18 protein-coding genes and 2 pseudogenes are annotated in these 22184 nt (G+C 68.2%); 7 read left to right on the top strand and 13 right to left on the bottom strand.

Going from position 1 to position 22184, the window contains the following annotated elements; all coding sequences use genetic code 11:
• Positions 1 to 556: 556 nt before the first annotated feature.
• A complete protein-coding gene (gene ctaD / locus ACOJVU_RS06355) occupies positions 557 to 2284 on the bottom strand; it encodes a cytochrome c oxidase subunit I (RefSeq protein WP_421528997.1) in 1728 nt (575 codons plus the stop codon).
• Positions 2285 to 2525: 241 nt separating this feature from the next.
• Positions 2526 to 3134, bottom strand: coding sequence for a TetR/AcrR family transcriptional regulator (locus ACOJVU_RS06350; RefSeq protein WP_421528996.1), 609 nt, complete (start codon positions 3132 to 3134; stop codon positions 2526 to 2528).
• A 94-nt stretch (positions 3135 to 3228) separates the two neighbouring features.
• On the opposite strand from ACOJVU_RS06350, the gene ACOJVU_RS06345 reads away from it, so the two are divergent.
• Positions 3229 to 4479 carry a cytochrome P450 gene (locus ACOJVU_RS06345; protein ID WP_421528995.1) on the top strand — a complete coding sequence of 417 codons (1251 nt, stop codon included), beginning with the start codon at positions 3229 to 3231 and terminating at the stop codon, positions 4477 to 4479.
• Between the two features lie 30 nt (positions 4480 to 4509).
• On the opposite strand, the gene ACOJVU_RS06340 is transcribed toward ACOJVU_RS06345, so the two are convergent.
• Genes ACOJVU_RS06340 through ACOJVU_RS06330 form a run of 3 tightly spaced genes read right to left on the bottom strand, consistent with a single transcriptional unit; the run spans position 4510 to position 7606 of the window.
• Positions 4510 to 5727: a GNAT family N-acetyltransferase gene (locus ACOJVU_RS06340; RefSeq protein ID WP_421528994.1), complete on the bottom strand. Its 1218-nt coding sequence runs from the start codon at positions 5725 to 5727 to the stop codon at positions 4510 to 4512.
• Between the two features lie 48 nt (positions 5728 to 5775).
• The gene (locus ACOJVU_RS06335; RefSeq protein WP_421528993.1) at positions 5776 to 6987 is read right to left on the bottom strand and encodes an acyl-CoA dehydrogenase family protein; all 1212 of its coding nucleotides are present in this window, start codon (positions 6985 to 6987) and stop codon (positions 5776 to 5778) included.
• A 4-nt stretch (positions 6988 to 6991) separates the two neighbouring features.
• The gene (locus ACOJVU_RS06330) at positions 6992 to 7606 is read right to left on the bottom strand and encodes a TetR/AcrR family transcriptional regulator (RefSeq protein ID WP_421528992.1); all 615 of its coding nucleotides are present in this window, start codon (positions 7604 to 7606) and stop codon (positions 6992 to 6994) included.
• A 238-nt stretch (positions 7607 to 7844) separates the two neighbouring features.
• On the opposite strand from ACOJVU_RS06330, the gene ACOJVU_RS06325 reads away from it, so the two are divergent.
• Positions 7845 to 9173, top strand: coding sequence for a sensor histidine kinase (locus ACOJVU_RS06325; RefSeq protein WP_421528998.1), 1329 nt, complete (start codon positions 7845 to 7847; stop codon positions 9171 to 9173).
• A gap of 41 nt (positions 9174 to 9214) precedes the next feature.
• On the opposite strand, the gene ACOJVU_RS06320 is transcribed toward ACOJVU_RS06325, so the two are convergent.
• Positions 9215 to 9595: a hypothetical protein gene (locus tag ACOJVU_RS06320; RefSeq protein WP_421528991.1), complete on the bottom strand. Its 381-nt coding sequence runs from the start codon at positions 9593 to 9595 to the stop codon at positions 9215 to 9217.
• A 111-nt stretch (positions 9596 to 9706) separates the two neighbouring features.
• Positions 9707 to 11479, bottom strand: coding sequence for an N-acyl-D-amino-acid deacylase family protein (locus tag ACOJVU_RS06315; RefSeq protein ID WP_421528990.1), 1773 nt, complete (start codon positions 11477 to 11479; stop codon positions 9707 to 9709).
• 250 nt (positions 11480 to 11729) lie between these two features.
• On the opposite strand from ACOJVU_RS06315, the gene ACOJVU_RS06310 reads away from it, so the two are divergent.
• Complete coding sequence (locus tag ACOJVU_RS06310; RefSeq protein WP_421528989.1) at positions 11730 to 12623, top strand: fructose bisphosphate aldolase; 894 nt, start codon at positions 11730 to 11732, stop codon at positions 12621 to 12623.
• A gap of 9 nt (positions 12624 to 12632) precedes the next feature.
• Here the strand turns inward: ACOJVU_RS06310 and ACOJVU_RS06305 are convergent, their stop codons facing one another.
• On the bottom strand, positions 12633 to 13712 hold the full coding sequence (locus ACOJVU_RS06305) for a DUF190 domain-containing protein (RefSeq protein WP_421528988.1): 1080 nt from the start codon (positions 13710 to 13712) through the stop codon (positions 12633 to 12635).
• 276 nt (positions 13713 to 13988) lie between these two features.
• Positions 13989 to 14606 (bottom strand): TetR/AcrR family transcriptional regulator, encoded by a 618-nt coding sequence (locus ACOJVU_RS06300; protein WP_421528987.1) that lies wholly within the window; start codon positions 14604 to 14606, stop codon positions 13989 to 13991.
• A gap of 137 nt (positions 14607 to 14743) precedes the next feature.
• On the opposite strand from ACOJVU_RS06300, the pseudogene ACOJVU_RS06295 reads away from it, so the two are divergent.
• The 3 genes and pseudogenes from ACOJVU_RS06295 (at position 14744) to ACOJVU_RS06285 (ending at position 17791) form a co-directional block, all read left to right on the top strand.
• Positions 14744 to 16962, top strand: a pseudogene (locus ACOJVU_RS06295) (acyl-CoA dehydrogenase).
• Positions 16963 to 16970: 8 nt separating this feature from the next.
• Positions 16971 to 17135 carry a hypothetical protein gene (locus ACOJVU_RS06290; protein WP_421528999.1) on the top strand — a complete coding sequence of 55 codons (165 nt, stop codon included), beginning with the start codon at positions 16971 to 16973 and terminating at the stop codon, positions 17133 to 17135.
• 7 nt (positions 17136 to 17142) lie between these two features.
• A pseudogene (locus tag ACOJVU_RS06285) lies at positions 17143 to 17791 on the top strand (MarR family transcriptional regulator).
• On the opposite strand, the gene fadD1 reads toward ACOJVU_RS06285, so the two are convergent.
• From fadD1 to ACOJVU_RS06265, 4 genes are all read right to left on the bottom strand, one after another.
• Positions 17761 to 19356, bottom strand: coding sequence for a fatty-acid--CoA ligase FadD1 (gene fadD1, locus ACOJVU_RS06280; RefSeq protein ID WP_421528986.1), 1596 nt, complete (start codon positions 19354 to 19356; stop codon positions 17761 to 17763). The pseudogene ACOJVU_RS06285 and the gene fadD1 overlap by 31 nt on opposite strands.
• Positions 19357 to 19443: 87 nt before the next feature.
• On the bottom strand, positions 19444 to 20808 hold the full coding sequence (locus tag ACOJVU_RS06275) for an alpha/beta hydrolase (RefSeq protein WP_421528985.1): 1365 nt from the start codon (positions 20806 to 20808) through the stop codon (positions 19444 to 19446).
• A gap of 41 nt (positions 20809 to 20849) precedes the next feature.
• Positions 20850 to 21092, bottom strand: a complete 243-nt coding sequence (locus ACOJVU_RS06270; RefSeq protein WP_421528984.1) for a heavy-metal-associated domain-containing protein — start codon at positions 21090 to 21092, stop codon at positions 20850 to 20852.
• 106 nt (positions 21093 to 21198) lie between these two features.
• On the bottom strand, positions 21199 to 21696 hold the full coding sequence (locus tag ACOJVU_RS06265) for an SDR family oxidoreductase (protein WP_421528983.1): 498 nt from the start codon (positions 21694 to 21696) through the stop codon (positions 21199 to 21201).
• Between the two features lie 88 nt (positions 21697 to 21784).
• On the opposite strand from ACOJVU_RS06265, the gene ACOJVU_RS06260 reads away from it, so the two are divergent.
• The coding region (locus ACOJVU_RS06260; protein ID WP_421528982.1) for an SRPBCC family protein at positions 21785 to 22184 on the top strand (400 nt) is incomplete at its 3' end.

The following is a 22184-nucleotide window of genomic DNA, read 5'->3' as shown; positions in this document are numbered from 1 at the left end:
GGCGGCGGCGAACGGAATGGCCGAAGTCAGGGCCCAGGCGCCCAGGCCTGACGCCGCGACGACGGCCGGACCGAGAAGACGAGCGATGTGACGTGCGATCATGCCGAAATAATCCCCCCTTTCACGGATCCCAAACCTGCGATTTCGGCGCCGGGGCGTGACCGGCGCCGCAGGAAGGCTTGCTCGCAGGCCGTCCTGAGGGAACCCGTCGTACGATGTTGTTAGCTACACGAATTAAATGCCGGCTGCGGCGTCGACCCTGCTTGCGCAGGCTCACGACGAGTCCGCACAGGACGCGCTGTTCGACACATTGCACGAGTTGTCGGCCGTGGGCAGCCACGTCGCAGCCGAACTGGGTCCCCTACGCGGGGAGTTGGTGGAATTCGCCGCCAGCATGCCGCCCGGCGATGACACCACCCGGCGGGCTGCCTCGGGTCTTCGAGCGCTTGTTGAGGACCACATTCTTCATCGCCACCCGCACGCGTTGAGAAGCCCACAGCCCGGTTGGCCCGACAGGTTTCACGTCGCACCGGATGACCGGTGCGGGTCTGGGGATTCAGACTCGCACCGGATCCGCGGCCTTGGCGTGGGTTTTGCCGCGGCCGACGTAGGATTCGGCGCGCATTCGCTCGACCATGTGCGGATGGTGCAGTTCGAAAGCCGGCCGCTCGGAGCGAATCCGGGGCAGTTCGGTGAAGTTGTGCCGTGGTGGCGGGCAACTCGTCGCCCACTCCAGCGAGTTGCCGAAACCCCACGGGTCATCGACGGTCACCGGTTCGCCGTAGCGCCAACTCGTGAACACGTTCCACACGAACGGCAGTACCGACACCCCGAGGATGAAGGCCCCAATGGTCGACACGAAGTTGAGGGTCTGCCACCCGTCGGTGGGCAGGTAGTCGGCGTAGCGGCGCGGCATCCCCGAATTGCCCAGCCAGTGCTGGACCAGGAAAGTGGTGTGGAATCCGATCAGGGTCAGCCAGAAGTGCAGCTTGCCCAGGCGTTCGTCGAGCAGGCGACCCGTCATCTTGGGGAACCAGAAGTAGATGCCGGCGTAGGTGGCGAACGCGATCGTGCCGAACAGTGTGTAGTGGAAGTGTGCCACCACGAAATAGGTGTCGCTGACATGGAAGTCGAGCGGCGGGCTGGCCAGCATCACCCCGGTGAGGCCGCCGAGCAGGAAGGTGACCAGGAAACCGATCGAGAACAGCATCGGTGTCTCGAAGGTCAACTGGCCCCGCCACATCGTGCCGATCCAGTTGAAGAACTTGATTCCGGTCGGGACGGCGATCAAAAACGTCATGAACGAGAAGAACGGCAGCAGGACCGCCCCCGTGGCGAACATGTGGTGGGCCCACACCGCCACCGACAGCGCCGCGATCGACAACGTCGCATAGACAAGCGTGGTGTAGCCGAAGATCGGTTTGCGGGAGAACACCGGGATGATCTCGGAGGCGATGCCGAAGAACGGCAGCGCGATGACGTAGACCTCCGGATGCCCGAAGAACCAGAACAGGTGCTGGTAGAGAATGACCCCGCCGTTGGCGGCGTCGTAGACGTGTGCGCCGAGGTGGCGGTCGGCGGCCAGCCCGAACAGCGCCGCCGTGAGTAGCGGGAAGACAGCCAGCACAAGCACACTGGTGATCAGGACGTTCCAGGTGAAGATCGGCAATCGGAACATGGTCATCCCGGGCGCGCGCATGCACACCACGGTGGTGATCATGTTGACCGCGCCCAGGATCGTGCCCAGGCCGCCGACGCCGATCCCCAGGATCCATAGGTCTGCTCCCGCCCCGGGACTGTGCGACACCTGCGACAGCGGGGTATAGGCGGTCCACCCGAAATCGGCCGCACCGCCGGGAACGATGAACCCGCCCAGCGCGATCAGCGCCCCGAACACGAACAGCCAGAATGACAATGCGTTCAACCGCGGGAAGGCCACGTCAGGAGCACCGATCTGCAGCGGCAGCACCAGGTTGGCGAACCCGAAGACGATCGGGGTCGCATAGAACAGCAGCATCGCGGTGCCGTGCATGGTGAACAGCTGGTTGTACTGCTCGTTGGACAGGAACTGCAGCCCGGGCATCGAGAGTTCCAGGCGCATCAACAACGCCATCAGTCCGCCGATGAAGAAGAAGACGAAGCAGGCGACCATGTACATGATGCCGATCATCTTGTGGTCGGTGGTGCTGATCAGTTTGTAGATGAGGTTGCCCTTGGGGCCTACACGCTGCGGGAACGGCCGACGGGCTTGAAGTCCGGGTACCGGCGGTGCTTCCGCGGTCATCGAGTTCCTCCAGAGAATTCAATAATAGGAACAGCTTTGGGCACGGCGCCTCAGTATTCCGAGCCGCGAACGCGCGGCCCTAGGGCCAAACGTCCCTAAATCGGCGGTGTTTGGGCACGCGGGCCACGTGGGAAGGAAAGCCTTGCCATACGGACCCGGTGTGTTCGCCGCGCGGGACCTAACGTGAACGTGGCCCGCATCGGCGATGGTGCCCAGTCGGGAGAGCTTGGGGTGCGCCGGCTCAGAGCCTTGCGGCGGCACCGAGGGCGGTGGCGGTGAGTGTGGTCACGAGTACGTCCTCGTCGGTGTCGATGTCGCCGTGCAGCCAGGCGACGATGAGGTCGGTGGTCCCGGCGACCAGCGCGCGCGTCGCCAACTTCCGGTCGACGGACGGCATCGCGCGTCCGGTGAAGGGGATGGCGTCGGCCTCCATGCGGTCGGTGAAGTCACGCACCGCACGCTGTTGGTGTTCGCGCAGCCGCGGAAAGCCCGGGCACTCCATGTACAGCCGCGCGTCCGCGCGGTCCGACGCCAGGGTGCGCAGCACGGCGCGTAGGGTGCCCTCGACGCGATCGGCGAGCGGGGCGGTGGTCAGCACCTCGTCCATCCGGGCCGCCAGCCGCCCGAACAGATCTTCGGCGCAGGCGTCGAGTAAGTCGCCCTTGGTGGCGAATTCGGAGTAGAAATACCGCTTGCTCAGGGCCGCGCGCCGGCACACGAGGTCAACGGTCAGGCAGGCCACGCCGTCCTCGCCGATGAGCGCGCGGGCGGCCTCGATCAGGCGTTCGCGGCGTTCCTGCGCTCGCTGTTCGGGGGTGAGCCCGCCGTAGCTGCGGCCCGCGGCAGTCATGATGTCATCTTGACGCACGCGTGCGACGCGCCATAATCAGGAACGAAGCCGTTCTAGATTCCGCGAGCTGGCGAACTGCACCCAAGGAGCACCTATGAGCACCCGGATCATGGACGACGCGGCGCGACTGCTGACCGATCCTGAGGCCTATACCGACGACATGCGGCTGCACGAGGCGCTGGCCCACCTGCGCGCCCATGCCCCGGTGTCCTGGGTCGATGTCGAGGGATACCGGCCGTTCTGGGCGATCAGCAAGCACGCCGACGTCATGGACATCGAGCGGCAGAACGACTTGTTCACCAACGATCCGCGCCCATTGCTGATGAACATCGCACTCGACGACAAGCTGCGCGCGGACCGGGATGCCGGCATCGGTCTGCGCACGCTGATCCACATGGACGACCCGCATCACCGGGACATCCGCAAGGTCGGGGCGGATTGGTTCCGCCCGGCGGCCATGCGCGCCTTGAAAGTTCGCGTGGACCAGCTGGCCAGGATCTACGTCGACAAGATGGTCGAGAAGGGGCCGGAATGCGACTTCGTCCAGGAGGTTGCGGTCAACTATCCGCTGTATGTGATCCTGTCGCTGTTAGGTCTGCCGGAGTCGGATTTTCCGCGCATGCTCAAGCTCACCCAGGAGATGTTCGGCGGCGAGGACACGGAGTTTCAGCGCGGCGGCACTCCCGAGGACATGCTGGCCGTGCTGCTGGACTTCTTCAACTACTTCGCGGCGCTCACCGCGTCGCGTCGCGAGCATCCGACCGACGACCTGGCGTCGGCGATCGCCAACGCCACGATCAACGGGGAACCGTTGTCGGACATGGACACTGCGTCGTACTACGTGATCGTCGCCAGCGCGGGCCATGACACGACCAGCGCCGGGATCGCCGGCGGGCTGCTGGCTCTGCTGGAACATCCCGGCGAGCTGGCGCGGCTGCAGAACGACATGAGCCTGATGGGCACCGCGGTCGAGGAGATGATTCGCTGGGTGGTGCCGGTCAAGGAGTTCATGCGCACCGCGCGGGCCGAGACAGAGGTGCGTGGGGTCACGATCGCCGAGGGCGAGTCTGTGCTGCTGTCCTATGTGTCGGCGAACCGCGACGAGGACGTGTTCGCCGACCCGTTCCGGTTCGACGTCGGCCGGGATCCCAACAAGCACCTGTCGTTCGGCTATGGTGTGCACTTCTGCCTGGGTGCGGCGCTGGCCCGCATGGAGATGAACAGCTTTTTCTCCGAACTGATTCCGCGCGTCAAGACCATCGAGCTGGCCGGCACGCCCGAGCTGATCGCCACGACCTTCGTCGGGGGCCTCAAGCGCCTTCCGATCCGCTACTCACTGAGGTGAGCTCTCCCGGAAGCCCGCTGCCCGGTGCCACTAGAAGAAGAACCCGGCGTAGGGGGCGTCGGGCACCTCGAACAGCCGGTCGGCTGCGGTGACCGCCTCCGCGTCGTCGGCGCGGGCCAGCCCCGCCACGGCGAGGCTGCGCCACGTCGCACCGCCGAGCAGGACTGCGGCCAGGCCCTCGATCCCCACGTGCAACCGGGCGCGACTGTCGGTGCGTTCCGCCCCCGCGGAGCTGACGGCGAAGTGGGCCGAATTGCCTGGCAGCGCAAGGTCGTTGACGGCGATCGTGATCTCACCGTCGCAGGAGTATCGGCGCGCCGACAGCGCCTTGCCGGAGTCGACCACCCGCAGCCAGGTTTCGTCGTGAACCGCGGTGACCCGCATCGCGCGTCGATCGACAAGCAGCCACGGCAGCGGATCGTCGAGCGGCAGGGACCAGAACACCACGCGGTCGATCAGGTCGAGGCCGAACAGGAAGCGCAGCAGTCCGAGGTAGGCGTCCTCGATGGGGGCGAAGAAATCCTCGACCACGATCGTGCGCTGGTCGCTGACGAACCACCGTTCGGTGTCGACGGGGCGGTAGCGAACGAACCCCGTTTCGTGCCCCGGTTCGCCGTGCACCGCGACATACCAAGGGGCCGGTGATGATTCGGTGCGCAGCCGAACGTTTCGCCACCACCCGGCCGGACGGTCGACGGTTCCGGGCCGGGACGGGCGGTTCGCGGCGCAGATCCGCGGCAGGACGTCCCAGGCCCCGGCGCCGTCGAGTAGCCGCACCGGGCCGCCGCGCCCGACGTCAGGACGCAGCGCCGCCCGCGCGGTCGCCACCTCCACGCTCTGCGACGAGCTCGCCACACCGTAGCCGAACCGTTCGTAGATCGTGGCCTCGGATGCGCGCAACGTCGCCACGACCTCGCCCCGTTCCGCGATGTCGTGCAGCTGATGATCGACCAGGTCGGTGGCTATCCCCTTGCGGGTGAAAGACGGCAGCACCCCGATGTGCGTGACGGCGGCATGACCCACGACGGTTCCGCCGGGCAACGTCAGGCCGCTCGTCGCGGCGTCGGCCGTGCCGACCAGTTTCCCGTCGACGAACGCCCCGATGGTGCGTCCTGGCTCGAGCAGCTCGGTGATCCGACCGGGTGGCAGGTCCGGCAACGGCGGGAGGCCCACCATCGAGGCCCGGAACACGTTGGCCGCGGCGATCAGATCGTCCTCGTCGACGAGCACCCGGATGTCGTTGGTCATCCGGCCATCATGTCTGGTGCCCGGCGAGATCACCATGGGGCGCGGTGGCTAACGGATGGACAGCCCCGTGAGCGCCCGTGAGATCACCAGGCGCTGAATCTCGCTGGTTCCCTCGAAGATGGTGAAGATCTTCGCGTCGCGGTGCATCCGCTCCACGGGGTAGTCGCGCGTGTAACCGTTGCCGCCCAGTATCTGGATCGCCTCGTCGGTGACGTAGACCGCGGTCTCGCTGGCCACCAGCTTGGCCATCGAGCCCTCGGCGGCGTCGAAGTTCTGGTTGTTACGCGCCATCCACCCGGCCCGCCACACCAGCAGGCGCGCCGCGTCGATCCGGCTCTTCATGTCGGCCAGCTTGAACGCCACCGCCTGGAATTCGCCGATCTTGCGGCCGAATTGCTCGCGCTGGCAGGCGTAGTCGAGCGCGTACTCATAGGCGGCCCGGGCCACGCCGACGGCCATCGCGCCGACGCCCGGCCGGGTGCGTTCAAACGTCTTCAGCGCCGCCTGCCCGCGCGCGGAGCCGCCGGACTTGACCCGGGCGATCCGGGCCTCGAACTTCTCCCGGCCGCCCAGGATCGCATCCTCGGGCAGGCGGACGTCGTCGAGCACCACCTCCGCGGTGTGCGACGCGCGGATCCCGTGCTTCTTGAACTTCTGGCCCTGGGCAAGGCCTTGGGTGCCCGGCGGGATCAGGAAGGTCGCCTGGCCGCGGGTGCCGAGCTCGGGGTAGACCGATGCCACCACGATGTGCACGTTGGCGATGCCGCCGTTGGTCGCCCAGGTCTTGGTGCCGTTGAGGGTCCACTCGCGGGAGGCCTCGTCGTAGCGGGCGCGGGTGCGGATGCCGCCGACGTCGGAACCCGCATCGGGCTCCGACGAGCAGAACGCGCCGAGCTTGGGCTCGTCGGGGGTGCCGAACATCTCGGGCAGCCAGCGGCCCAGCTGTTCAGGAGTTCCGTTGCCGGCCAGCGCCGCCGCGGTCAGCGCGGTACCCATGAACGACAACGCGATACCGGCATCGCCCCAGAACGTCTCCTCGAACGCGATGAGCATGCCCAGCCCCGACGGCTCGGCCGCCTGCTGCACGAAAAAGTCCGGCGAGTAGAGCCCCACCTTGGCGGCCTCCTGGATCACCGGCCACGGGGTTTCCTCGCGTTCGTCCCATTCGGCCGCCGCGGGGCGGATCACCTCGGCCGCGAACTGGTGCACCCAGTCGCGCATCTCGATCACGTCGTCGCTGAGTTGCAGTGAAAAAGTCACGGTTCTACTCCTGGATCTCACGGTTTCGGTAGTGGGCGAGGACGCTGACCGTCTGGCCGACCCACGCCTGGAAGTAACGATGTTCGTCGATGTTTCCGGGCAGGCGACCGGTCAGCGCCTGCAACGTCGCGGCATAGGACAACGCCCCGATCGCCACGGCCGCGGCCGCCTCGGGATCGGGGATGCGGGTGCGCCCGGATCGGTTGGAAGCCGCGAGTTCGTCGGCGAACCGCTGGTAGGCGTTGTCGGTGATGACCTGCCAGGTCTTCTCGTCGAGGTCGCCGAGCTCGTCGGGTTCGCGCAGCATGACCTTGAGCAGGTCCTCGCTCTGGCGCAGGTTGTCCCAGATCAGCTGGCCGGCGGTGCGTACCGCGGCCTCCGCGCTGCCCGGCTCCCCGGCGTCGTACTGCTCGCGCGCGGCCACGATGCGCTCGATGCGGTGCGCAACCGCCGCCTCGAGCAGTTCGCGCTTGGACCCGAAATGCTTGTAGAGCGCCCCGGACCCCGGTGCCAGGCCGGATGCCCGCTGGATGTCGGCCACCGACGTCGCCGCGTAGCCCTTGGCCGCGAAGAGTTTCAGCGCCTCGGCCAGCAGGCGGTCCCGTCCGGAGATGGCCATGGTGAGAGAGTACTCACTCACTAGATGGTGCCGCAAACGGCGGTCGCCAGGCTCGTGTGCCCGGGCCAGCCGCATGTCGGGGAACGGCCGTCGGGCGTGTCAACCATAATTGGCCCATGATTGTCGTCCCGCGGCAGCGCAACCGCCGGCTCGCCGAACGGAATCCCGACACCGGATCGGCGGTGCGGGCTCGCTAATGGAGCGGGATTCTCGCATGCTGGGTAATGTGCAGCTGCCGATGCGGGTGCTATCCCTGCGCACCATTGTGATCATCGCGCAACTCGGGGTGATCGCCTTTGCCGTCGCCCTGGCTGCGTGGGTGTGGATCGGCGTCACCAACGAGCAGTACAGCCAGCTCGACAGGCGGCTGGATTCGGTCAGCAGCCTCGGCGACATCAACACGCTGCTTAACAGTGCGCAGCTCAGCGGCCGCGACCGGCCGACGCCGGATGGCAACCTGGTCCGCACCGCGCGCATCGGCGATGCGACCGTGTCCGTGCCCAGCGACGTCGTCCTGCCCAAGCTGCCCAGCGGCTACGCGAACACCACCATCAACGGCGTGCAGTACCGTGTCCGCACCTTCACCGCGGGGCCGGCCGCCATCTCGCTCGCGGCTCCGTTGGCCGAAGCGCAGCATCGGATCAACGCGTTGCACCTGCGCGTGATGCTGATCTGCGCCAGCGTGATCGGCAGCACCGTGCTCGTCGGCTGGGTGATCTCGCTGATCATGGTCAACCCGTTCCTGTTGCTGGCGCAGCAGGCCCGCGCCATCAACGCCCAGTCCAGCCCGGACGAGGTCCAGGTCAGCGGCGTGCGGGAGGCCGTGGAGATCGCCGAGGCAGTCGAGGGAATGCTGGCCCGCATCGGCAACGAGCAACAGCGCACCAAGGCGGCGCTCGAATCGGCTCGCGACTTCGCCGCCGTCGCCTCCCACGAACTGCGGACCCCGCTGACCGCGATGCGCACCAACCTCGAGGTGCTGTCCACCCTCGAGTTGGCGCCCGAGCAGCGCCACGAGGTGATCAGCGACGTCATCCGCACCCAGCGCCGGATCGAGTCGACGTTGACGGCGCTCGAACGGCTCGCTCAGGGGGAACTCACAACTGTCGACGATTTTGTGCCGTTCGACATCACCGAGCTGCTGGACAGGGCCGCCCACGACGCACTGCGCGTCTACCCCGATGTCGACGTGTCGCTGGTGCCCTCGCCCACGGTGCTCATGGTGGGGCTGCCCACCGGGCTGCGGTTGGTGATCGACAACGCCATCGCCAACGCGGTCAAGCACGGCGGCGCGAGCCAAATCCAGCTCAACGTCGCCAGTTCCGCTGAAGGTGTCCAGATCACGATCGACGACAACGGCACCGGGGTCCCCGAAGAGGAGCGCACCGACGTTTTCGCACGCTTCTCCCGGGGCTCGACGGCATCGCGTTCGGGGTCCGGCCTGGGGCTGGCGCTGGTGGCCCAGCAGGCCGAACTGCACGGCGGCGAGGCTTCTCTGCACGCCAGCCCGTTGGGGGGGACGCGGCTGCTGCTGAAGATCGCGGGAGACGGCCGCGGCCCGGCCTGAGACGGCGCCGTTGGATACTGAGCCGATGCTGGGCGGACGTTTTACAGGGCCGGGCTCTGCTGGGCCAGGTTCAGCATCAGGTAGGCGACGCACAGCAGGAAGTGCAGGACCACGAGAATCAATCCGCCAAGCAGCAACGAGCGGGTGCCGCGCCGCTTGAGCCGCTTGATCCTGGCGGTGCGCGTCGTCCGGTTCATCTCCAGCGCGATCAACGCGAAATGGACGTCCGTCACCTCGTCGGCAGCGGCGGGAACCCCGGCCGCCATCGCGCGAAGACGCCCGGGCGCGGTCCGCACGCCGACACTGGCGAACTGCTGGCACAACCGTCGGGATCGGACCCGGCCCAGGGCCCGATGACTCATCTGCAGTTGATGCGAGAGATGCTGGCGTTCGTCGCCCCAGCGGCTCGACGGGGTCGTCACAGCTGAAAGTCTAGTGTTTCACAGGCTACTTTTCCGAGTGTCTGCGCCGATTACGTTGGTGGAGTTTCGGGCCTCGCGGCGGGGTGCCGGCGGACAGGCTCACCGCGGCCCTCAACGCGCTCCGCGCACCAATCGGCCGGGACGGGCGCCGGTGTCGACGTCGTTGCGGCGGGTCACCGTCCCGCTGACGATGGTCGCGGCGTAGCCGCTGGCGCCCTGCAGGATCCGGTTCCCCCCGGCGGGCAGGTCGAAGGCCATCGCGGCGGGGCGCAGGGTCAGTGCGTCCATGTCGATCACGTTGATGTCGGCCTTCTTGCCGGGCTCGATCGTGCCGCGGTCGGTGAGGCCGAACAGGTGCGCGGTGTCGCGGGACTGTTTGCGGATGACGTACTCCAGCGACAGCTTCTCGCCACGGCGGCGGTCCCGCGCCCAGTGCGTGAGCAGGAAGGTGGGGTAGGAGGCGTCGCAGATCATCCCGCAGTGGGCGCCGCCGTCGGACAACCCCAGCACCCCGGCGGGGTGCAGCAGCATCTCCCGAATGGCGTCGCAGTTGCCGTCGGCGTAGTTGAACAGCGGAAGCATCAGCATGGCCGTCGCGTCCGATTCGAGCATCAGGTCGTAGAGGGTCGACAACGGGTCCTCGCCGCGTGCCTTGGCGATGGCGGCGACGGTGCGGTCCGGGGTGGGCTCGTAGTCGGGCGGGTCCCCCAATGCGTACAGCCGACCCAGGGAATGCTGCACCAGGGCGAACATCCCGTCGAAGAGCAGGGTGGGGTCGAGCGGCAGGTCGTCCTCGGCCAGGATGGCCGCCTTCACGGCGGGGTCGGCGAGGCGCTGTGCGAGTTCCTCGCGGCCGCACTCGGCCTTCAGCCTGCGGTAGGTGGGCCGGTGGCTGAAACCGTGATGCCCCTGGAACCCGATCATCATGCCGAACGGGCGCGCCGCGACCTGCGGATACAGCCGGGCTCCGGCCGCGTGCGCGTCCGCGGAGAGATCCAGCATCTCGCGCCACAGCGTCGGGTCGGCGTCCACCTGGATCAGGGCGAACGACACCGGCCGGTCGATCTCGCCGCTCAACCGGCGCATCCATTCCAATTCCTTTTTCGGGCCGACGATGTCCTCTCCCGCGGCGCCCTGCGGCGCCAGCTCGAACACCGCCTGCCCGCCGGCCGCCAGGGCGCGGCCGAGGCCGAACAGCTCCTCCTCGGCGGCGAACGTGCCCGGCACGGGTTCGCCGTCCATCGCGCGGTGGCCCAGGGTCCGCGACGTGGAGAACCCGAGCGCGCCGGCCTCGATCGCCTCGGTGACCAGCCGGCCCATCGCCGCGATGTCGTCCGGGGTGGCCGGCTCGTTGCGGGCGCCCCGCTCGCCCATCGCGTAGGCGCGGACGGCGCCGTGCGCGACCTGGCTGCCCACGTCGATCGCGAACCGCTGCGTTCCGATGGCGTCGAGGTATTCGGGATAGCTCTCCCAGCCCCAGGTGATGCCCTCGGTCAGTGCGGTGCCGGGAATATCCTCGACGCCCTCCATCAACTCGATCAGCCATTGCTCGCGGCCGGGCCGGACTGGGGCGAAGCCCACGCCGCAGTTTCCGGTGACCACGGTGGTCACGCCGTGACCGCTCGACGGCTGCAGCGAGCTGTCCCAGCTCACCTGGCCGTCGTAGTGGGTGTGGATGTCGACGAAACCCGGAGCCACCACATGGCCCGTCGCGTCGATGGTCTCGGCCGTGTCGGCGGTCTGTAAGCCGCCCGTCTCGGGGTCGCCCGCGCCGCGGCGGACAACATCGGTGATCTTGCCGTCCTTGATGCCGAGGTCGGCGCGGTAGCGCTGCGCGCCCGTGCCGTCGACGACGGTGCCGCCGATGATTTTCAGGTCGAACATGAGGGCTTCTCCTTGCCGCTCCTTGCCGCCGCGCGGCATTACGCGACGCGACGTAGCGTAATTGTCGACGGTATTCCCGGCGACGCGCCGAGTCAATGGACTGCGGTCGACGGTCGCGCCGGGCCGGCGCATGGGCCGTCCCGCCCGCACCACGACCGGGCTGTTCCCGGCGTCCACCGACCCGAATATGATCGGGCAAGGCTCAGGCTGCGCCGCGATCACAGGGGACCACGAGGGAGTGGAGAGTTCCATGCCGAACGAGAAGCAAGCGGACCGGATGACGGCGGGTAAGGGGTTCATCGCGGCGCTCGACCAAAGCGGCGGATCGACCCCGAAGGCGCTGCGCCAATACGGCATCCCCGACGACGCGTACTCCTCCGAGAAGGAGATGTTCGACCTCATCCACGAGATGCGGTCCCGCATCATCACCTCACCGGCCTTCACCGGGGACCGGGTCTTGGCGGCGATCCTTTTCGAACAGACCATGGACCGCGACATCGAGGGCACGCCCTCGCCCACCTATTTGTGGGAGACCAGGGGCGTGGTGCCCATCCTCAAGATCGACAAAGGGTTGGCTGAGGCTTCCGATGACGTCCAGCTGATGAAATCGATGCCCGGCCTGGACGAGTTGCTGCAGCGTGCCGTGAGCAAGGGGATCTTCGGCACCAAGGAGCGCTCTGTGATCGGCGGTGCCAACCCGGACGGCATTGCCGCGGTGGTCGCCCAGCAGTTCGACGTGGGCCATCAGGTGCTGAGCCACGGTCTGGTGCCGATCCTGGAACCCGAGGTCACGATCTCCATCCCGGACAAGGCGGAAGCGGAGGCGATCCTGCGTGACGAGATCACCAAGCAGCTCGACACCGTGCCCGACGGGCAGCGCGTGATGATCAAGCTCAGCCTGCCCAGCGAGGTCAATTTCTACCGGCCGCTGATCGAACACCCGAAGGTGATGCGGGTGGTGGCTCTCTCGGGCGGCTACTCCCGCGAGGAGGCCAACGAGCTGCTTGCCAAGAACACGGGCCTGATCGCCAGCTTCAGCCGGGCGCTGACCGAGGGGCTTTCCGTCGACCAGACCGCCGAGCAGTTCAACGCCACGCTGGACACGGCGATCCAGTCGATCTACGACGCCTCTGTCTCCGGCTGAGCCGACCGCTCAATAGCGGTAGTCAGCCAGGTGCGGTCGGCTTTGACGGGCATCGCGCTCGTCGGATACCAGCGCGGGCACCATCTCACTTGTCACCAGCCCTTCTTCGCGGGTCAGTTCGTCAACCACTTCAAAGGATTCGGCGATGTTGGCCGGGGTGTCGATGACGGTCGTCAAGACGGGCACCCGACGGCCCAGGGTGATCACCTTGTCGCCGTGCGGCGGATGGTTGCCGTGAAAACCCCAGATGCCGCGCAGCACCGTCGCGCCGTCGGGCGTTTTGCGCCGCCAGAGCCGCTGGACCAGCGCGCGGTGGATCGGCACACCGCCGCGGCGCGCCGATTCGGAGGTGTATATCGACAGCTTCTGCCACAGTGGCAGCCCGTGTTCGTCGGTCTTCGGCAGGACGTGCGGTCGTTCGAGCAGCGCCCCGTCCCGCTTGCATACGCGAACCCGCTCCAGGGTGATCATCGGCTGCTCGAGCAGCCCGCCGAGTTCGGGCAACACCCGGCCGATGAGCTCGCCGGACCCGACGACCACGACCATCAACGGTACGTCGGCATTGAGGCCGAAAAACCGCGCTCGTCGTCGCTGTCCGTATGAGACGCCATCCACACCCAGGAAGACCGAGGCGCCGGCGATGTGGCGCCGGTGCATCAGGTCACAGATCGCGATGTAGGCGGGAACCCCGTAGACGCGTTCCTTGCGGCCCAGGTAGATCGTCAATTTGACGGCCTCGTGGAGCTCGTCGGCGAGTTCGAGCGGGCCGATCTCCCCGCGCAGCAGTCGGGCACGTTCGAGCGTGATCAGTCCCCGTTGCTGGACGTCGAGCACGTCGTCGAGCAATCCTTCGATGATCGGCCTACTGTCCACCGCCGTGATCAGCACCGGCGGGTCCTCTGACAGCGTGAGGGACTGATCCGAGCGGTAGTGGCGTCCCGTCCCGAAACCCCCGACGCCGCGCAAAAGGACGCTGTTGGCAACTCCCTGCCGCTGGTAGAGACCGAGCAGGACATCGGAGACGAAGCCGTTGTCGGTGCGCCGGCGTTCGGCCAGGTAAGTGCTCAGTTTCAGGCAATCTTCATCCACCGCGGCTCCTAAGGACCTGTCATGCAACAGTTTTGGATACTGTCACCAACACGCTCGCCCGCCCTCATTCACGTGTCCCGCGGCCCGGTGGAAATGCTACCCGCAACGCGGTGATGACCCGGCAAACGCACCACGGCGGTGGGGTTCGCCATCGGCGCGTCCCGGGGAGACCGGTGGGTGTGGCATGTCTGGGCGTCGGCTTCGCCGCACGCCGGGTGCGCCAGCCGGGCGGCAGCGGGTCTGCCCCCGTCCCCGAGATCCGCGGCCGGCCGAAGCTCAGAACGCGCGCTGCCGACCCTTCAGCGCCCCCAGGATCAAGCGTGTCGTCAGTTCGGCTCTGGACAGCGAATACGCCTGTGCGTCAGACAGTATCGGATAGACCACACCCCCGACGATCGCGTCGGCAGCGGACTCGGCTGCCGCCTCGTCGGTGCCGTGCGCCAGCAGCCGTGCCCGCACACTGTCGTGCAGCGGCGAGCTGAAGCCGGATCGCAACTTGACGGCGGTGTCCTCGTGTTCCATGCCCGCGACCGTCAGAATCCGCAGCATCGCCGATCCGCGCTCCGTGGTCAGGGCCGCGGCGAGCGTGCGCACCCACCCCACGAGGTCGGCGGCCAGGTCGGGGGTGTGGTCGACCGAGGTGAGGATCCTGTCAGCGTCTTCGAGTACGACGTCGGCGACGAGCGCGGGACGGCTGGGCCACCAGCGGTAGATGGTTTGCTTTCCCACCCCGGCCCGGGCCGCGACCGCCTCGATGGTCAGACCGTCGAACCCGCGCTCCATCAGCAGCTCACGGGTGGCGCTGACTATGGCGGCCCGTGACTTCTCGCTACGGCGCCTGGGGGCGCTCCCGGAGTCCGCCGCAGGGTTCACGCGAGTGAGATCGGTTGACATGTGGTGATCTTCGTCGTTCTCCTTTGCCGATCCGCCCTGTACAGATCCTGGCCCGCCCCGTACTCTGCCACAAGACGAGACGGTCCGTCTTGTGGCGAGGGGCGGCAGTCGGTGCGGCTTACGGAGAACACGTTGTCATGACGTTCGGACTGACCCCCGAACAGCAGGATCTCAGTGACTCCGTCGTGCGGTTCGCCGGCCGGTACGCCCCCATGGCCGACACGCGCGCCGGCTTCGGCGCATTGGCGGCCGGTTAACTGCCGCTGTGGTGGAATTCACTGGTGGCGAACGGGTTTCATGCCGTTCATCTGCCCGAACGGCTCGGCGCCAGGGCGGGCGGCTGATCGACGCGGCCTGCGTGCTGGAATCAGCGGGCAAGGCGCTGCTGCCCGGACCGTTGCTGGCGACGGTGACGGCGGGAGCCGTTGCGTTGCTGGCCGATCCGGCGCCGGCCGCCGAAGCCCTGCTGCGCGATCTCGCGGCCGGCCTGCCCGCGGCGGTCGTCCTTCCCGACGACGGCGATCTGCGTGCCCGCGTCGACGGCCGAGGATGGCGGGTCACGGGAACGTCCGCGGTCACCGCGGGCGGGTGCTCGGCCCACAGGATCCTGGCGGCCGCCCGCACCCCGGACGACGACGTCGTCTGGGCGGTCATCGAGCCCGAAACACCCACGGCCACGGTTGAACCCGTCATGGGTACCGACCTGGTCGGCGACGTCGGGGTGCTGCGCCTGACCGATCACGCCGCGCCGGCTGTGCTGACCGGCATCGACGCCGACCGGGCCCGCTGCGTCGCGCTGGGCCTCGTGGCCAGCACGACGGCCGGTATCACCCAGTGGTGCGTCGAGGCGGTCACCGCGCACCTGCGGACCCGGGCGCAGTTCGGCAAGGTGATCGGGACGTTCCAGGCGCTGCAGCACAATGCGGCGATGCTGCTGGTCAACTGCGAACTGGCCACCGCCGCGGCGTGGGACGCGCTGCGGGCGGTCGACGAACCCCTCGAACAGCACCGCATGGCCACCGCCGGGGCCGCGGTGATGGCGGTTTCGCCGGTTCCAGATCTGGTGCTCGACACGCTGACGATGTTCGGCGCGATCGGCTTCACCTGGGAACACGACCTGCACCTGTACTGGCGGCGGGCGATCAGCCTGGCCGCGTCGATCGGCCCGGTCAACCGATGGGCGCGCGAACTGGGGCGACTGACGTGCGCGCAAACGCGGGACATGTCGGTCGACCTCGGGGACGCGGAGTCGGACTTCCGGGCGCGGGTGGCGGCGACGCTGGATGCCGCACTGGCGTTGAGCAACGACCAGCCCGGGCGGCAGGATGACTACGACGAGTTCAAGACCGGGCCGCAACGCACCCTGATCGCCGAGGCCGGCCTGATCGCGCCGCACTGGCCGCGGCCGTGGGGCCTGGACGCCGGGCCGCTGCAACAGCTCATCATCGACGACGAGTTCGTCAAGCGGCCCAGCCTGGTCCGTCCCTCGCTGGGCATCGCCGAGTGGATCCTGCCCTCGGTGCTGCGCGCCGCGCCGAAAGACTTGCAGGAGACGCTGCTTCCGCCGACGCAGCGCGGCGAGATCGCGTGGTGCCAGCTGTTCAGCGAGCCGGGCGCGGGCTCGGACCTCGCCGCGCTGAGCACCCGCGCCACCAAGGTCGGCGGCGGCTGGACCGTCAACGGCCACAAGATCTGGACGTCGGCCGCGCACCGGGCGGACTTCGGGGCACTGCTGGCGCGCACCGACCCGGCGGCCGGCAAGCACCGCGGCATCGGCTATTTCATCCTCGACATGCGTTCGCCCGGCATCGAGGTCCAACCGATCAAGACCGCGACCGGCGAAGCGCACTTCAACGAGGTGTTCCTCACCGACGTGTTCGTGCCCGACGACATGCTGCTCGGCGACCCGACCGGCGGCTGGAACCTCGCCATCACCACCATGGCTGAAGAGCGCTCCGCTATCAGCGGTTACGTCAAATTCGATCGGGCCGCCGCGCGGCGCGGGCTCGCGGCGCAACCGGGACCGGACCGCGACGACGCCCTGCGCGACCTCGGCGAACTCGACGCCTACACCCTCGCCATCAAGGCGCTGGGAGTGCGGGAAACCATCCGCTTGCTGGGCGGTCAGCCGTCCGGGCCGGCGTCGAGCATCGCCAAGATGGCGATGAACGTCCTGTTGAGACGGACGTTCGAGGCCACGCTGCAGCTGACCGGCCGCGCGGCGATGGTCGCCGACTCCGACCCCGCGATCGTGGAGCGCTACCTGAACCTGCCCGCCGAGTTGATCGGGGGCGGCACCCGGGAGATTCAGCTGAACATCATCGCCCAGATGATCCTCGGACTACCCCGAAAATAGGACACGACATGGGCTTACGCGGCCGCCACCACCGCCGTCGCCATGGCTACCAGATGCTGAACAACATCGTCGGGGTGGCGCCGCACGACGTGGCCCTCGGCATGCGGATCCGGGTCGAATTCCATGCCGTGGGAGCCGATTTGACGCTGCCGTATTTCACCCGCCAGAAATAGACGTCCCGTGAGCTCCGCCCGCACCGCCAATGGCCTGCCGGTCACCGCCTACCTGGTGCTGGGCGTCCTGGCGGCCAACGACGAGCAACTCACCGCGGGTGAGATCAAGACGCGCGCCGAGCTGTCGGTCGGCCACTTCTACTGGTCGCCGTCGGTCAGCCATGTGCGGCGCGAACCGGGGCGCCTGTTGGCCCGGGGAATGGCCCAGCGAGATCGGCACCCGCTCCGGAAAGCGCGCCATCACGCTCTACGAGACGACCGACGCCGGGCTCGAGGCGTTGCGCCGGTGGGTGCAGCATTTCCCGCGCCAGGACCAGGTCGTCATCAAGCACCCCGTCATCCTCAGGACCTGGCTGGCCCGCGGCGAGGACCCCGAACGAATCGTCGATACGCTGGACCGCCACCTCGAAGCGACCCGGGACCGCCTCGACGAGGCGCTGTGGTCGCGGCGGCGCTCGCGCGACCTGGGCCTCGCCGACGACCCGGAGCAGCGCTTCTCCTTCGCCGTCCTGGACTACGCGATCCGCGGTCTGTATGCGGAGATCTCGAACGTCGCGCAACTGCGCGACGAGATCGCGGGCGGTACAACCAGGGATCCAATCAAACGGGTGCGACGCCCCAAGGGTCAGATCCGCCGGCGGGCGACGCTGCGGTAGTCAGTGCCACGCGGTTCGCGCTCCCAGAGCGTCTCGCCCTCGCCCACCGCGGTGCCCTCGGTGATCAGCCGGCGTTTGAGCACCTTGTGGGTGGCGGTGCTGGGCAGGTCGGCGGCGATGCGCACGTAACGTGGGCGGGCCTTGGGCGACAGGTCGGGTTGTGCGTCGAGGAACGCCGCGAACGAATCCGGGCACAGGGTGCGGCCCGCGTTGAGCACGATCGCGGCCATCACCTGGTCGCCGACGCGCCCGTCCGGGACTGCGTACACCGCGACGCGATTGATCGCACTGTGCCGCAACAAGATTCGCTCGATCGGTGCCGCGGTCAGGTTCTCGCCGTCGACCCGCATCCAGTCGGCGGTGCGGCCGGCCAGGTAGATCCAGCCCTCGGCGTCCTTGTAGGCGAGGTCGCCCGACCAGTACATGCCGTGACGCATGCGCTCGGCGTTGGCGTCGGGGTCGTTGTAGTAGCCGGTGAAGAAGCCCGAACCGGTCGTGTTGACCAGTTCGCCGATCGCCTCGTCGGCGTTGACGAGCGCGCCGTCGGCGTCGAACCGCGCGAGGGCGCACTCGGTGACGGTGGCGCTGTGGTACACCGCCACCCCCTCGGCTCCCCGGCCGATCGAGCCCTTGGGCGTGCCGGGTTCGCGGATCACCATGACGGCGTTCTCGGTGGAGCCGAAGCCATCCTCGACCTGCACACCGAAGCGGCGCGCGAACTCCTCGATGTCCTTGTCGTTGGCCTCGTTGCCGAAGGCGACCCGCAACGGGTTGTCGGCGTCGTCGTCGCGTTCCGGGGTGGCCAGGATGTAGGCGAGCGGCTTGCCCACGTAGTTCATGTACGTCGCGCCGTAGCGGCGGACGTCGTGCAGGAAGCTGCTCGCCGAGAACTTCGCCGGCACGATCGCCGCGCCGGAGACCACCGCGGGCGCCCACCCCGCGACGACCGCGTTGGAGTGGAACAGCGGCATGGACACATAGCAGGTGTCCCGCTCGGTCAGGGCGAAGCGCTGGGCGAGGTTGAGGCCGGCGAAGGTGGCCATCAGGTGCGACACCTGCACGGCCTTGGGGTTTCCGCTCGTGCCGGACGTGAAGATCATCATGAACGGGTCCATCGCGGTGACCTGCCGATGGGGGACGAGTTCACCGGCGCCCGCGACGAACTCGGCCCACTGCGGTGTCGAGGTGTCCAGGACCCGAGTGTCCTCGAGGTCCAGGCCGTCCAGCAGCGGCCGGTGTTCGGCGTCGGTCACGACCAACTGACAGTGTGCGCGGCGGATGTCGGCGGCCAGCGACTCGCCGCGCCGGGTGGTGTTCAGGCCGCACAGCACGTATCCGCCGAGCCCCGCCGCCGCCATCTGGCTCAGCATCTCGGGGCCGTTGCCCAGCAGGGCGCCGATGTGCAGGGGCCGCTTCGGGTCGCCAGCGGCGATCATGGCCGCCGCGCGGGCCGCCGACCCCCTTAGGTAAAGACCCCAATCCCATTGCAGATCAGTGTGTTTGACGGCGACCGCCTTATCGGACATGCGCTTGCGCAGCAGCGCCTGAATCGTGTCCTCGGTCATCGGGGCCGCCTACTCAATATTTACGAGACGAGACGGTCCGTCTTATATTAGCCGAGGTACGACACCCGCAGCCGCCCAAAGCCGCCGTCAACGCCGGAACCCGACAGGCTCGGTCCCGGGGGTGTTGAGTTCCGCGGCCAGCCACGGCAGTGACGCGGCGAAAGCCTGGGCGGCGAACGGCCAGTCGTGCCGGCCGGGCTGGGTGACCACGGCGCAGTCGATCCCGTGCGCACCGGCGATTTCGCACAGCGCCCGGGCGGCGGCGTCCTGGCCCTCGGGGTTGGCGGCGGGGTCGGCGCCGGCGGCGGCGAGGGCGGGGCCGGCCTCGGCGAGGTTCTGGGTCCTCGACGACGGAACGTCGAACCATCCCGAGACCCCCTCGTAGTGACCGTGCCGGGTGATGACGGTAGCCGGGTCGAATGATGCCCAGGCCGCGACGTCGCCGTCGAACAACCGGGCGATCGTCTGCTCCCTGCCGCCGATGTCGGGTCCGCGGTCGCCGGCGATGTCGACGAACGCGCTGAACATCTCCGGGTGCATCACGGTCAGATCGACGGCGCACGTCCCGCCCATCGACCAGCCGACGACGCCCCAGTTGGCGCGGTCGGGGCTCACTCCGAAGTTCGAGACAACAAACGGGACAAGCTCTTTGGTCAGGTGGTCGGCCGCATTGCCGCGGCGGCCGTTGACGCACTCGGTGTCGTTGTCGAACGAGCCGGTGGCGTCGACGAACACCAGGGCCGGGGCGAAACCGTGATGGCGCGCCGCGAAGTCGTCGACGGTGTTGAACGCGTTGCCGGTACGTAGCCAGTCGGCCGGGGTGTTGAAGGCCGAACTGATCATCAGCACCGCCGGGAGCCGGGGCGGGGGATTGCTGCCGAACCACGCCGGCGGCAGGTACACCAGTTCCTGGCGGTGCGGGAAATGGGACACCTCGGAGCCGGTCATCACGGGCACCACCACACCCTTGGTCGGGCGGGTGTGGGCGATCTGCATCTCCGTCACCCGCAGCCGGTCGATCTGGTCGGGCAGCGGTACGCCCGTGAGCTGATTCCACGCGGAGAGCACCGTGGGAAAGTAGCCGACCCAGCCGTTGAGCGCCAACGCGGCGCACACCACGCACAGCGGCACCGAAAGCACCGCCAGCGCGCGCCGCCACCACCGGGCGCCCGGCCAGCCGAGCACGAGCACCGCGGCGGCGAGTCCGCTCATCGCTATCCAGAGCCACAGCGCGACCGGCGCCGGGTCGCCGGCCACGCCCAGCGTCGTGATGTACCAGTACGACAGCGCCGTCACCACCGCCGCGAGGCCGAGCGCCGCGAGTAGTGCCCAGCCGCGCCACCGGCGGCGGCGCCATCCGGCTGCGGTGAGGGCCACGAACAGCGCGAGTCCCTGCACCGTCGCCGGCAACCAGCCGTGCAGCAACGACAGCCGGTCGATGACGTTGCTCAACAGTCCTGACTTTCGTTAATTCCGATTGCGGACCGCCTCGATCACGATGTGCCCTCCCCAGCGACCTGCTCGCCCGCCACGAGGACCGCTTCGTAGCCGGCTTCGTCGACGGCCTCGAGCACCGCCCTGGTGTCCACTGGCGAGGAGCTCGCGACGACGAGCCTGCCGGTGTCCGCGCTGACGGCCACGCTGTCGACGCCCGGGATCCGGCTCACTTCCATGCGGATGGCGGCCTCGCAGTGCGCGCAGCTCATCCCGGTGACCTGGTATTCGCTGGTGGTCACGATGCTCCTTCCCTCGTCGCCGACCCCGGGGCAGACCCGGCGGACCGATCCACTCCCAAGGTATTCCCCCGGTGGGTTGCCACCGGGGACGGCCAACCCGTGGGGATCAGACGTAGCCGACCCCGATGTCCACCGACACCTGGCTGGCCGTCACCAGCCGGGACCCCTCGGAAACCAGCCAGGCAACCGCGTCGGCGATGTCCTCGGGCTGCGCGACGCCCTCCGGCAGCAGCGGCTTGTGCAGGCCGCGCAGGTGCGGGTAGCTGTCGGCGGCCGAGCGCAGCGCGTCGCGCATGCGGCCGGTGCCCATCGGGGTGGCGACCGCGCCCGGGTTCAGGCTGTTGACCCGGATGTTGTGCCGGCCGAGTCCGGCGGCGAAGGCGCGCGCCATCCCGACGACGGCATGTTTGCTCGCGGTGTAGTGGATCATGAACGACTGCACGTTGATGCCGGCAGCCGACCCGATCCGGACGATCGAGCCGCCGCGACCGCCCTCGACGATGATGTCGGCGCCCTCGGCGCTGAGCCGTACCGCGTGTGCCCGGCCCTGTCCGCGCGCAGCGCCGGTGACCAGCGCCACCTTGCCCGGGATCGATTGGCTCATGGGTCCCTGGATTTCCTTCCTTGCCAAGCGCGACTCGGCGAAGCGTAACGTTCGGGCCGACGCCGTCGTCCAACCGGAGGGAGACATCATGACCGTTGCCGTTGTCGATGCGGGACCCCGACAGATAAGCCGGTCCGTGGAAGTGGCCGCCCCGGCCGAGGAACTGTATGCGTTGGCCGCCGACCCGCGCCGCCACCATGAGCTCGACGGATCGGGCACCGTTCGCGACACCGTCAAAGTGCCGGCGGAAATCGTTGTCGGATCCAAATTTTCGACCAACATGAAGATGTTCGGTGTGCCCTACCGCATCACCAGCACGGTGAGCGTCCTGACGCCGAACGAAGTGGTCGAGTGGCGTCACCCGATGGGCCACCGCTGGCGGTGGGAATTCGACTCGCTGTCGCCGACGTCGACGCGAGTCACCGAGACGTTCGACTACCGCGACGGCGGCCCGATCAAGAACAAATACTACGAACTCAGCGGGGCCT

The sequence above is a fragment of the Mycobacterium sp. THU-M104 genome (assembly GCF_049197365.1).
GTDB lineage: Bacteria > Actinomycetota > Actinomycetes > Mycobacteriales > Mycobacteriaceae > Mycobacterium.
The sequence above is the reverse complement of the archived record's forward strand: the minus strand, read 5'-3'. Positions and strand labels throughout refer to the sequence as shown.